This is a genomic window from Streptosporangium sp. NPDC006007 (genome assembly GCF_040614315.1).
Taxonomy (GTDB): domain Bacteria; phylum Actinomycetota; class Actinomycetes; order Streptosporangiales; family Streptosporangiaceae; genus Streptosporangium.
This window is the reverse complement of the sequence record NZ_JBEXUG010000017.1, coordinates 127,382-138,751: the sequence shown is the minus strand read 5'-3', so window position 1 is coordinate 138,751 and position 11,370 is coordinate 127,382. Positions and strand designations below refer to the sequence as shown.

Below are 11,370 nucleotides of genomic sequence, written 5' to 3'. Positions count from 1 at the left end.
CGGGTGTACTCCGCGCTCGCCCGCGACCTCTTGCGCGCCTTGAAGGTGGGGTACTTGGCCCGCTTGGCGAAGAAGTTGGAGAACGCGGCCTGAAGGTGGCGCAACGCCTGCTGGAGCGGAACCGACGACACCTCGTTCAAGAACGCGAGATCGGCGGTCTTCTTCCACTCGGTCAGTGCCGCCGAGGACTGCACGTAGGAGACCTTGCGGCCTTCCAGCGTGTAGGCGCGGGTGCGCATCTCCAGGGCCTTGTTGTACACCAGGCGGGCGCAGCCGAACGTCCGGGCAAGCTCGCAGGCCTGCTCGGAGGTCGGGTGGAAGCGGTACTTGTAGGCCCGCCTCACAACATGCGCCACGCCTCACATAATACCACAAGATCAGTTGAAGATGGAGGTGAGTTCGACCCCGGACCGCGCGGCACCGTGCCGCGTTTCCTCCCCTGCCTGAAGGCAGGAGTCTCCACGCTGAAAAACCAGATGATTGAATGACGCCCCGGAAACCACGACCCCGGGGGCGCCTCATGAGCGACACCCCGGCCCGGCGGGCCGTCCACGCCCGCCGGGCCGTGTCCTTCTTCTTCGTCGCGCTCGGTACCGTGTCCGGCGCGTGGGCCGCCCGCATCCCCGCCGTCAAACACGCCCTCGACCTCGGCAACGGAGAGCTCGGCTACGCTCTGCTCGCCATCACCACCGGCCTGGTCGCCGGCATGCGCTTCGCCGGCCGCCTCACCGACCGCCTCGGCAGCTCCCGCGTGGTGGCCCCCGCCGCCGTCGCCACCTCCCTGGCCGTCGTCCCCGCCGGCTACGCCCCCACTTTGGGCGTCCTCATCCTCACCCTGTTCCTGTACGGCGTCGTCAACGCCTCCCTGGACGTCTCCATGAACGCCCACGCCGTCGAGGTCGAGCGCGCCTACGGCCGCCCCCTGATGTCGTCCTTCCACGGCATGTACAGCGTCGGCGGCCTCATCGGGGCGGGCATCGGCGGCCTGTTCGCCTGGTTCGGCCTCGGTGCCGGCATCACCCTCGCCGCCACCGGGATCCCCATTGCCCTCATCTCCCTCCGCGCCCGCCGCCACCTGCTCCCCCGCACCACGACGGCCACCAAGAACCCCCGCGCGGCCACCGCCCGCGCCCGCTGGTCCGGCTGGATCGTCCTCATCGGCGTCGTGGCCTTCGCCGGGCTCGTCGGTGAAGGCGCGGCCGTCGACTGGACCGCCGTCTACCTCTTCGAGGACCTCCACGCCTCCCAGGGCGTCGCGGCCCTCGGCTTCGCCGTCTTCTCCACCGCCATGACCGCCGGCCGCTTCGCCGGAGACCACCTCGCCCTGCGCCTGGGCCCCGTACGCCTTGTCCGCTACTCCGGGCTCATCGCCGCCGCCGGGCTGGGCACCGCGCTGCTCATCGGCCGGGCCCCCGTGGCCATCGCCGGATTCGCCCTGTTCGGCCTGGGCCTGGCCACCATCGTCCCCCAGGTCTTCTCCGCCGCGGGAAACCGCGACCCCGCCCGCTCGGGAGAGGCCATCGCCCAGGTCGCCACCGTCGGCTACGCCGGGCTCGTCGCCGGACCCGCCATCATCGGAGGCGCCGCCGAACTCGTCGGCCTGCCCGCCGCCCTCGGCGTTCCCGCCCTCCTCGCCGCGTTCATGGCCGCCACGGCCGGCGCCCTGCGCCCGCCCCGCCGGCCCCTCGCGCCCCCTCCGTGAGACAGGCCGGTCGGAGCCTGCCGCTCGGACGCGGACCGGGCGCCGCCCGGTGAGGGGCGAGCGCGTCCGGGCGGGGAGGAGGAGCCGCCTGCGGCGGCCGTCACAACGTCGTGGGAAGGTCGAACGCCGGGAAGAGGTCCGAGGCGAAGGTGGCGAGCTCCGCGACGCCTCCGTCCTCGACGCGCAGCACGCTCAGCGCGAACGCCCGGTAGGCGGAGTCGCCCGGCGCCCGGATGTAGGACGCCGCCGCCGGCTGCCTGTTGGCACGGGTGGGCACGAACCGGAACTCGACCGCGTGAGGACCGTGCAGAGCCGGCGCCCACGCCGCGATGATCGCCTCCCGCCCCTCGACACAGGCCGGCTCCAGCCCCTCGTAACCACCGGCTCCGGGCTGCTGGCTGGCCCGCGCGTCCTCACTCAGCAGCTCGGCCAGGGCGACGTCGTCGGCGTGCTCGATCGCGGCCATGTAGCGCTGCAGCACCGCCCGCTCGTGCTCGCTCGGCTCCTCCGACGGCGCCCACTCCAGCCTGCGCTCCGGAATGTGGTTCCGCAGCGTCGGCCGGGCCCGCTGCAGCGCGCTGTTCACCGAGGCGACACTCGCCTCCAGCAGCGAGGCCGTCTCCCTCGCCGACCAGCCGAGCACGTCACGCAGGATCAGCACCACCCGCTGCCTGGGCGGCAGGTGCTGGATCGCGGCCAGGAACGCCAGCTCGATCGTCTCCTTCGCGACGACGGCGGTGTCCGGGGTGTCCTGGTTCGATGCGATCGAGTCCAGCAGCCGGTCGGGATAGGGCTGCAACCACGGAACCGCGACCGCGGGCATCCCCCCGCTCCGGCCTCCCGCCGCCGTCTGACGCGCGACCGGTCTGCGGTCGATGAAGTCCAGGCAGGCGTTGGTCGCGATCCGATACAGCCACGCCCGGAACGTGGCACGCCCCTGATAGCCCTCCCGGCCCCGCCACGCGCGCAGGAACGTCTCCTGCACCAGGTCCTCCGAATCCTCGAACGAGCCGAGCATCCGATAGCAGTGCACCTGCAGCTCCGGCCGGTATCTCTCGGCGAGCTCGGCGAACGCCGACTCGTCACCCGTCCGCGCGGCGTCGACGACCGCGCCCTCCTCGGCCTCGCCCGCCCTGACCTCGACTTTACGCACCGATCGCTCCTCGTCCTCGCATGCACGGCATCACCAATATGACGACCCCCTGCCGGAAAACTCATCGCCGACATGCCCGGCCCCCTGGGCTATCGCTCGGCCCGGGGGTTCACGGCGGAGGGCGGAGCCGTTCCGGGGAGGGCGGGTGTCACCTTGGCGCTCAGCAGGATGAGCGCCGGACAGCAGAGCAGGAGCGCGACGAGCTGGACGACGCTCACGGCCTCCATGGTCCGGGTGATCGGATCGTCGACCTGAAAGGTCCAGCCGATCACGTCAAAGGCGATGGAGAACACCACGGGCACGATCAGGATCGCCAGCGCCGACGGCAGGGAGGGGGTCCGCGTGGCGGGCACCCGCAGCCGCGTCCCGACGCAGGCCACGCTCGCGGTCAGCAGCGCCAGGCAGGCCAGCCCCGGCTCACCCAGCCACGGCCACAGCCAGGACCAGGCCGACGGGTCGACGGCCGGCGCCGACATCACCGAGAACAGCGCGCTCAGGACCGCATGGAGCAGGACACCGGCGCCGACGGGCAGAGCCGCCACCCACCAGGGGCGGCGTGGTCGTGGCGCGTCCCGGTGGAACCCCGCCAGCAGCGCGAGCACCGGCAGAACGAACACCAGACTCCGGACGACCCCGGCCTTGACGCTCTCATCCCAGATCATGGCGCCTGCCGGGAGGACGGAGCCGTAGTACAGGCCGAGCGCGAGCAGCGCCGATGTCTTCGCGGTGCGTGAACGACCTCGGGCGAGCGAGACGAAGGCCACGACCCACAGGAGACCTGAGAGATTCCGCACGATTCCCCAGAGCCGCTCCGCCGATCCGGCGGCGCCGAGAACCGCCTGATCGACGGCGGGCGGCGAGCCGAGGAGCCCGTAGAGCCTCAGGAGGTCCCCGAGCCAGACACAGCTCATCGCCGCGTGGAAGCCCAGTCCCAGCACGGCCACCAGGCGGATCGTCTCGCTCCGGACGACGAACCTCGGCGGCGCACCGGCGCCCCCCAGGCGGACGCGCGCCGCCAGGGCGGCGACGCTGGCGATCTCCGACCAGCGCGGCCGGGGGTTGTCGGCGTCGTCGAGGTCGCCCGCCCCCTCCATGAAGGCGCAGACCATCTCCTCCTCCCGCTCGGCGCGGTAGGAGGCGGGCAGCATGCGCAGCACATACCGGTAGCGGTCCTCCAGGAGGCTCACGCCATCCCTCCCGCGTGCCGGGCCCGCAGCCGTTCGCGGGCGCTTGTCACGTTTCCGGCCAGCCGGGTGGCCTCCGCCTCCAGGGCGCGCGCCCCGGACTCGGTGAGCCGGTAGTAGCGGCGCAGCCGTCCCTGCTGCACCTCCTCACGGTCCAGGGCCACCAGCTCGTCGGCGGCCAGCCGGTCCAGCACGCCGTACAGCGTGCCGATCTTCAAGCGCACCCGCCCCTCCGACAGCCTCTCGACCTCCTGCACGACCCCGTAACCATGCCGCGACTGGTCGACCAGCGCGGTGAGAACGAGGAACGCCGGTTCCGTCATCGTCCGTGTACTCATGAGCACCAGCATATATCGTCAAGCAGGATATTGGGAGACTCGTGCCGTTGAGGCATGGCGGGGGACGTCTTCAACGGTCCCGGCGGGCGGTGGCGCCCTCCTCCGCGGCCGAGCCGTACAGCTCCGCCAGCCCGGTGGCCGTGGCGGCCATCCGGGCGCGCAGCTCGGGCGGCTCCAGCACCTCGACGTCGGCGCCCAGCCGCAGCAGCAGCCAGTGGGCGTGCCGGATCGACTCCGTCGGCAGGCGCACCACGGTCCAGCCGTGCTCGTCGGGCGGACCGGCCTCGGCCAGCGCGACGTCGGCGACCTCGGCGCCGACGGTGTGCCGGAGCATCTTCTCGACACCCGGCGCCACCCGCACCACGGCCTCACCGACGCGCATCCGCGCCCGGAACTCCGCCGCGTAACGCTCCCAGTAGGCGGACAGGTCGAAGTCGCCTGGCCGCTCGAACCGGCCGTCGAGGATCTCGGCGGCCAGGATCCGCGAGACCCGGTAGGTCCGCGGCGCTCCCCCGTCGGCGGCCGCCACGAGATACCACGAACCCCCCTTGAGCACCAGGCCGTAGGGGTGGGCCAGCCGCTCAACGTCGCGCGGCCCCCAGCGCCGGTAGGTCATCCGCATCGGGCGCTGCTCCCACACCGCCTCGGCGACCTCACCGAGGAAGGGCGCGTCGTCGGCGTCGCGGTACCAGCCGGGGACGTCCAGGTGGAAGCGCTCGCGCATCCGGGCGGCGTGAGAGCGCGGCTCGGGCGGCAGCGCGGCGAGGAGTTTCAGCTCGGCGTTGGCCACCACCTCACCCAGCCCAAGCTCCGCGGCCGGCCCCGGCAGCCCCGCCAGGAACAGCGAGGACGCCTCAGCCGCGGTCAGGCCGTTGAGCCGGGTACGGTAACCGTCCAGCAGCCGGTATCCACCGGCGGGTCCCCGGTCGGCGTAGACCGGGACCCCGGCCGACGACAGGGCCTCCACGTCCCGGTAGACCGTGCGGATCGAGACCTCCAGCTCCCCCGCCAGCTCGGCGGCCGTCATCCGCTCCCGGGTCTGCAAGAGCAGCAGGAGCGACAGCAGACGACTGGCGCGCATGGCGTCCATTCTCCCGCACGACCGCCGTGCACGACCGCCGCGCGCGGTCGCCCCGCACGGGCCGTCCGTTCCGGCTCCGCAGGCTGTCTCCGCGGCATCGGGGGCCGGTTTTCCGGATCATTCCTTTACAAAGTAGATCAATAGTGGTTCAGAGGAGGAACCGCTCATAGCCGAGCCTGGCCACCATCACGGCCACCACGCAGAGCAGCACGACGCGCACGAACCTGGCGCCCCGGCGCAGCGCCATCCGGGCGCCGATCTGGGCTCCGGCCATGTTGCAGACCGCCATGGCCAGGCCGAGCAGCCAGAGCACATGGCCCTGAAAGCCGAAGACCAGCAGGGCCCCCAGGTTCGTGCAGGAGTTGACGATCTTCGAGTGAGCCGAGCCGGCCACGAAGTCCATGCCGAGGATCACGGTGAAGGCGATGATCAGGAAGGTACCGGTGCCCGGGCCGACGATGCCGTCGTAGAACGCGATCCCGGCACCGGTGACGGCGATCGCGGCCGACGTCCTGGCGCGGGTGCGCGGCCGGCCGTGAGGGTGAACGCCGAAGGCCGGACGGAAGGTCACGAACACCGCCACCCCCACCAGGGCGGCCATGACCAGCGGGATGAGCACCTCCCTGGAGATCGCCGCCGCCGATGCCGCGCCCAGCCCGGCGAACACGACTGCCGCCGCCCCGGCGGGCAGCGCGACCCGCCTGTCGATCTTGGTGGTTCCGGCGTAGGTGACGGCGGCCGACGCGGTGCCGAAGACGGCGGCGAACTTGTTGGTGGCCAGCGCCTGGACCGGTGACACCCCCGCCAGCAGCAGGGCGGGGAGTTGCAGCAGCCCTCCCCCGCCGACCACGGCGTCGATCCACCCCGCCCCGGCCGCGGCCGCCAGCAGCAGAACGATCTCCGCCGTATCCACGCCAGGCCTCCACATCACACGTTCGACCGGCAGAGCGTACCGACATCCCCCGCGGGCCGGGACTCTCCCGGGGGCGCCCCGTCCGGCCCTCCCCCGCCGCCCTCACCCGCCTGGTCAGGTGTTTCGGAAAACACCGGCCTTCATGATTCGATCCGCCCACGTCGATAAAAGGCGAGGTAAAGTCCATGGCGTGATCGTATCGGCGCCCTCCCCGCCGGCCGTTGATCAGGAACCCGTCAAGGATCTGTATCACCGTCCCAATCCCCATGGGTGGCTTTATGGCAGACGAAATGGTTCTCCGTGCGCAATAACGGGTCAACTCCACTTATAAAAGCCGGTTCAGGGGAACGGCAGAACCGGCCGGCCCACGGTGCACGCGCCGACCCGCGCCCCGCAGATCGAGCTCGGCGTCCCCGAGCCGTCCGGCACCTTCGGGCCGGTCACCCTTGACACGCTCTCTCAGCGGTTTCCCGTGGTCTACGAGGACATCAGGCGGGCGAACATCATTCGCATCGTGCGGAGCGGTCTTCACCGCAACGGTTACCGGGGAGGTGAACTCGGCGGCGCTTACGACTCCGTCACCGCCGCCGTCGCGGAGCCGAAGGCCGACATGGGCGTGAGCGGCGTGTTCACCGCGGACGGCGTCGCCCCGTTCGGAGTGGGCGCATCCGGCTCCACCCGACGGTTCGTCCGGCTGTTCCAGGCGGCGATGATCTTCAATGGCCGATCCGTCCCCTTCGACGGCCCCCACACCCCGGCCGTCGGGGGCACGGTCACCGACTTCCAGCGGTTCGCGCGGCTGGAGGCCAGACGCCGCCGCGGAGCGGGGGACGGGGAGGCACCGGAGGACCGCGACGTCCTATGAAATGCCTTATTTGTCGGTAACGAAAACCGTATTCTCTGAGAAGATGATCTCGGGGATACTCGGCGGGCCGGAGATGGCCCTGAGGAACGGGGAAGACGATGGCCGCCACGCTCCGTGACGTCGCCGCCGCCGCCGGGGTGTCGGTGAGCACGGCGAGCCGCGCGCTCACCGGATCCTCGGAGATTTCGGAGTCGACCCGCCGCCGGGTCTCCCGGGCCGCCCAGTCGATGGGCTACCGGCGGAATCTCGCCGCGGTGAGCCTGCGGACGAGGCGTTCCGGGCTGGTCGGCCTGGTGCTCAACAACCTGGTCAACCACACCTTCCACACGGTGGCCGAGGCCGTGCAGCAGCGTCTCGTGGCCTCGGGCTACCAGGCGTTGCTCTGCATCACCAACGCCGACCCGGCCATAGAGGCCGACTACCTGAGGCTGCTACGCGACCATCAGGTCGACAGCGTGCTGATCGTGGGCACGGGCCGGAACCTGGAGGGGGTCAACGAGCTGCGGACCTCCGGAGTCACCGTGGTCGACCTGATCAGGGAGATGGAGGGCTCGAAGGGGCCCGCGGTGCTGGCGGCGGACCGCGAGGGGGCGGTGGCGGCCACCCGGCACCTGCTCGACCAGGGACACCGGCGGATCGCCTTCATGGGCGGGCCACCGGCCACCAACTCCGGCCGTGACCGGTTCACCGGGTTCGCCCAGACGCTCGCCGAGGCGGGCCTGGCCCCCGATCCCGTCCTCGTACGGCGGGGGCCGTTCGAGGTGGGGTTCGGCGCGCGGGCCATGACCGAGCTGCTGCGGGCCCGGCCGGCACCGACCGCGCTGATGCTCAGCAACCACGAGGCCATCTACGGGGCGCTTCCGGTGCTGGCCCGGGCGGGCCTTGAGGTTCCGGCCGATCTGTCGGTCGTCGCGTTCGAGGACATGCCGCTGCTGGAGTGGTGGAGCCCGCCGATCACCGCCGTCGACACGGGCGCGCACGAGCTCGGCCGGCTCGCGGTCGACCTGCTGCTGCAGCCGGTGAACGGGCCGGAGGTCAAGCCGAAACGGTACACGGTCGGCGCCGAACTGGTCGTGCGGTCCTCGACCGCGCCGCCTGCCGGGTAACAGCGGGTAACACCTCAAGAACCCGGGCGAAGTCCCGGGGAGACACCGGGGAAAAACCTGGGGGGACGGCGCCCGGGGAATCGGCCCCGGCCGCCCTCGGGCCGGCCCGTGCGCCCGGGCGGGGGCGGCGGAGCCGGGGGAAAGGACGGAGCGCGGCATGGTTGGACGGGCTCAGAGCGGGCAAGGGCGGAGAATCCAATCCCAGATCCCGACAAGGAGTCACAATGCTTACATTGACGGACACCGCTGCCCAGGTGATCCGGGACCTCAGCTCCCAGGTGGCGGACTCGACGGACACAGGCGTCCGCATCTCCACCCAGAGTGACGGCACAGGATCGCTGCTGCTGTCGGTCGTAAACGGCCCGGAGTCCGAGGACAAGGTGGTCGAGGCGGACGGGGCACGGATCTTCCTGGATCCGGCGGCCGCCGACATACTCGACGACAAGGCCCTGGACGCCGACATCGACGAGGGAGGGGCGGTGGCGTTCCTCGTCACCGAGCAGAAGTCCTGACCGGGTGTGAGCCCCGGCGTGGGCCCCGGCCAGGCGGCCGGGGCCCATCCGCTCCTTCGCTAGACCACCGTCATCCTGTGACTCTCACGAGGCACCCGGCCGCCCGGTCCGGTGGCCGTTCCGGTTCTCTCCGGCCGGGACCGGTGTTCAGTACGGCCAGGTCCAGTCACTGATCTCGGCCGGGTCCTCGCCGTGCTCGCGGGTGTGGGCCCGGGCGCGCAGCCTGCTGTCGGCCATCCGCTGGCGGAGGTGCGCGCCCCGGACGGCCAGGCCGGGTACCCGGTCGACGACGTCCATCACCAGGTGGTAACGGTCGATGTCGTTGAGCATGGCCATGTCGAACGGCGTGGTGGTGGTGCCCTCCTCCTTGTAGCCCCGCACGTGGAGGTTGGGGTGACCGGCCCGGCGGTAGGTCAGCCGGTGGATCAGCCACGGGTAGCCGTGGAAGTTGAAGATCACCGGCTTGCCGGTGGTGAAGAGCGCGTCGAACTCGGCGTCGGCCAGGCCGTGCGGGTGCTCCGACGGCGGCTGGAGCCGCATCAGGTCCACCACGTTGACCACCCGCACCCTCAGCTCGGGCAGGTGCTCACGGAGCATCGCGGCGGCGGCCAGGGTCTCCAGGGTGGGCACGTCCCCGGCGCAGGCCAGCACCACGTCGGGTTCGGCCCCCTCGTCGGTGGAGGCCCACGGCAGGATGCCCAGCCCCCGGGTGCAGTGTGCGATCGCCTCGGCCGCGGTGAACAGGTCCAGCACCGGCTGCTTACCGGCGACGATCACGTTGACGTAGTCGCGCGAGCGCAGCACGTGGTCGGCGACCGAGAGCAGCGTGTTGGCGTCCGGCGGCAGGTAGACCCGCACGACCTCGGCCCTCTTGTTGACCACGACGTCGAGGAAACCGGGATCCTGATGGCTGAAGCCGTTGTGGTCCTGCCGCCACACGTGCGACGACAGCAGGTAGTTCAGCGAGGCGACCGGGCGCCGCCAGGGGATCCTCCTCGACGTCTCCAGCCACTTGGCGTGCTGGTTGAACATCGCGTCCACGATGTGGATGAACGCCTCGTAGCAGTTGAACAGGCCGTGCCGGCCGGTCAGCAGATAGCCCTCCAGCCACCCCTGGCACAGGTGCTCGCTGAGCACCTCCATCACCCGGCCGCCCGGCGCGAGGTGGTCGTCGGCCGGCAGCGTCTCGGCGTTCCAGGCCCGGCCGGTGACCTCGAACACCGCCGACAGCCGGTTGGAGGCGGTCTCGTCCGGGCCCATCAGCCGGAAGGTGTCCGGGTTGGCGGTGATGACGTCGCGCAGGAACGTGCCCAGCACCCGGGTCGGCTCCGAGAACCCCGTGGCCGGGGACTTCACCTCGACGGCGTGGTCCCGGAAGTCGGGCAGCGCCAGCGGCCGGAGCACCTCGCCGCCGTTGGTGTGCGGATTGGCGCTCATCCTGCGTCGCCCCTCGGGCACCGTCCACAGGATCTCGTCGGCCGGCCGGCCGGAGGCGCCGAACAGCTCCTCGGGCCGGTAGGAACGCATCCACTCCTCCAGCATCGCCCGGTGCCCGGCGTTGTCGCGCACCCCCGACAGCGGCACCTGGTGGGCGCGCCAGGTGCCCTCCACCGGTACGCCGTCCACCTCGTGCGGCCCGGTCCACCCCTTCGGGGTGCGCAGCACGATCATCGGCAGCCGTTCGGCCCGGCCTTCTCTGTAGGCGGCGATCTCGTCGAACACCACGTCCAGCGTCTCGGCCATCAGCCCGTGCACGATCGCGGGGTCGTCACCGGAGACGATGTGGGGGCGGTAGCCGTACCCCTCGATGAGCTTGACCAGCTCCGCCTCCGGGATACGGGCCAGCACGGCCGGATTGGCGATCTTGTAGCCGTTCAGGTGCAGGATCGGCAGCACCACCCCGTCGCGGAACGGGTCGAGGAACTTGTTGGAGTGCCAGCTCGCGGCGAGCGGGCCGGTCTCGGCCTCACCGTCGCCGATCACACAGGCGACCACCAGGCCGGGGTTGTCGAACGCCGCGCCGTAGGCGTGGGCCAGCGCGTAGCCCAGCTCACCGCCCTCGTGGATCGAGCCGGGGGTCTCCGGCGCGACGTGGCTGGGAACGCCGCCGGGAAAGGAGAACTGGCGGAAGAGGCGGCGCATCCCCTCCACATCCTGCCCAATATCCGGATATTTCTCGGTATAGGAGCCCTCCAGCCAGGCGTGCGCGACCGCCGCCGGGCCACCGTGCCCGGGACCGGCGACATAGATCATGTCCTGGTCGCGTTCGGCGATCACCCGGTTCAGGTGCGCGAAACAGAAGTTCAACCCCGGGGTGGTGCCCCAGTGTCCCAGCAGCCGCGGTTTGATGTGCTCCGGGGCCAGCGGCTCGGTCAGCAGCGGATTGTCCAGCAGGTAGATCTGCCCCACCGACAGGTAGTTGGCCGCCCGCCAGTAGGCGTCGATCCTCTGTAGTTCGTCCATGCCCATGACCCTTCCCGCTCATCCCATGATCACCTAGAGGCATTGGTCCCCAC

General features: G+C 71.2%; 11 protein-coding genes. 4 read left to right on the top strand and 7 right to left on the bottom strand.

Going from position 1 to position 11,370, the window contains the following annotated elements; translation table 11 throughout:
* The coding region (locus ABZ194_RS16120; protein WP_355596765.1) for a transposase at positions 1-356 on the bottom strand (356 nt) is incomplete at its 3' end.
* 164 nt (positions 357-520) lie between these two features.
* Here ABZ194_RS16120 and ABZ194_RS16115 point away from each other — a divergent pair.
* Positions 521-1,702 carry an MFS transporter gene (locus tag ABZ194_RS16115; protein WP_355596763.1) on the top strand — a complete coding sequence of 394 codons (1,182 nt, stop codon included), beginning with the start codon at positions 521-523 and terminating at the stop codon, positions 1,700-1,702.
* 100 nt (positions 1,703-1,802) lie between these two features.
* Here the strand turns inward: ABZ194_RS16115 and ABZ194_RS16110 are convergent, their stop codons facing one another.
* The 5 genes from ABZ194_RS16110 to ABZ194_RS16090 all read right to left on the bottom strand — a co-directional run bounded on the left by ABZ194_RS16110 (position 1,803) and on the right by ABZ194_RS16090 (position 6,371).
* Positions 1,803-2,855 carry an RNA polymerase subunit sigma-70 gene (locus ABZ194_RS16110; RefSeq protein ID WP_355596761.1) on the bottom strand — a complete coding sequence of 351 codons (1,053 nt, stop codon included), beginning with the start codon at positions 2,853-2,855 and terminating at the stop codon, positions 1,803-1,805.
* Positions 2,856-2,944: 89 nt separating this feature from the next.
* Positions 2,945-4,042, bottom strand: coding sequence for a hypothetical protein (locus ABZ194_RS16105; RefSeq protein ID WP_355596759.1), 1,098 nt, complete (start codon positions 4,040-4,042; stop codon positions 2,945-2,947).
* The gene (locus ABZ194_RS16100; RefSeq protein WP_355596757.1) at positions 4,039-4,377 is read right to left on the bottom strand and encodes a PadR family transcriptional regulator; all 339 of its coding nucleotides are present in this window, start codon (positions 4,375-4,377) and stop codon (positions 4,039-4,041) included. The genes ABZ194_RS16105 and ABZ194_RS16100 overlap by 4 nt, the downstream gene beginning before the upstream one ends.
* 70 nt (positions 4,378-4,447) lie before the next feature.
* Positions 4,448-5,458 (bottom strand): YafY family protein, encoded by a 1,011-nt coding sequence (locus tag ABZ194_RS16095; RefSeq protein WP_355596755.1) that lies wholly within the window; start codon positions 5,456-5,458, stop codon positions 4,448-4,450.
* A gap of 148 nt (positions 5,459-5,606) precedes the next feature.
* Positions 5,607-6,371 carry a TSUP family transporter gene (locus tag ABZ194_RS16090; protein ID WP_355596753.1) on the bottom strand — a complete coding sequence of 255 codons (765 nt, stop codon included), beginning with the start codon at positions 6,369-6,371 and terminating at the stop codon, positions 5,607-5,609.
* A gap of 370 nt (positions 6,372-6,741) precedes the next feature.
* On the opposite strand from ABZ194_RS16090, the gene ABZ194_RS16085 reads away from it, so the two are divergent.
* From ABZ194_RS16085 to ABZ194_RS16075, 3 genes are all read left to right on the top strand, one after another.
* Entirely contained in the window at positions 6,742-7,236 is a 495-nt protein-coding gene (locus ABZ194_RS16085) for a hypothetical protein (RefSeq protein WP_355596751.1), read from the top strand.
* A 98-nt stretch (positions 7,237-7,334) separates the two neighbouring features.
* Positions 7,335-8,342, top strand: a complete 1,008-nt coding sequence (locus ABZ194_RS16080; RefSeq protein WP_355596749.1) for a LacI family DNA-binding transcriptional regulator — start codon at positions 7,335-7,337, stop codon at positions 8,340-8,342.
* 224 nt (positions 8,343-8,566) lie between these two features.
* Entirely contained in the window at positions 8,567-8,854 is a 288-nt protein-coding gene (locus ABZ194_RS16075) for a Fe-S cluster assembly protein HesB (RefSeq protein WP_355596747.1), read from the top strand.
* Between the two features lie 147 nt (positions 8,855-9,001).
* Here the strand turns inward: ABZ194_RS16075 and ABZ194_RS16070 are convergent, their stop codons facing one another.
* Positions 9,002-11,317, bottom strand: coding sequence for a phosphoketolase family protein (locus ABZ194_RS16070; RefSeq protein WP_355596745.1), 2,316 nt, complete (start codon positions 11,315-11,317; stop codon positions 9,002-9,004).
* Positions 11,318-11,370 lie beyond the last annotated feature (53 nt).

What these genes read in the sequence shown, in the direction of transcription:
- ABZ194_RS16115 (WP_355596763.1), top strand. Translation starts at nt 521, where the DNA reads ATGAGCGACACCCCGGCCCGGCGGGCCGTCCACGCCCGCCGGGCCGTG.
- ABZ194_RS16100 (WP_355596757.1), bottom strand. Translation starts at nt 4,377, where the DNA reads ATGAGTACACGGACGATGACGGAACCGGCGTTCCTCGTTCTCACCGCG.
- ABZ194_RS16095 (WP_355596755.1), bottom strand. Translation starts at nt 5,458, where the DNA reads ATGCGCGCCAGTCGTCTGCTGTCGCTCCTGCTGCTCTTGCAGACCCGG.
- ABZ194_RS16080 (WP_355596749.1), top strand. Translation starts at nt 7,335, where the DNA reads ATGGCCGCCACGCTCCGTGACGTCGCCGCCGCCGCCGGGGTGTCGGTG.
- ABZ194_RS16075 (WP_355596747.1), top strand. Translation starts at nt 8,567, where the DNA reads ATGCTTACATTGACGGACACCGCTGCCCAGGTGATCCGGGACCTCAGC.
- ABZ194_RS16070 (WP_355596745.1), bottom strand. Translation starts at nt 11,317, where the DNA reads ATGGACGAACTACAGAGGATCGACGCCTACTGGCGGGCGGCCAACTAC.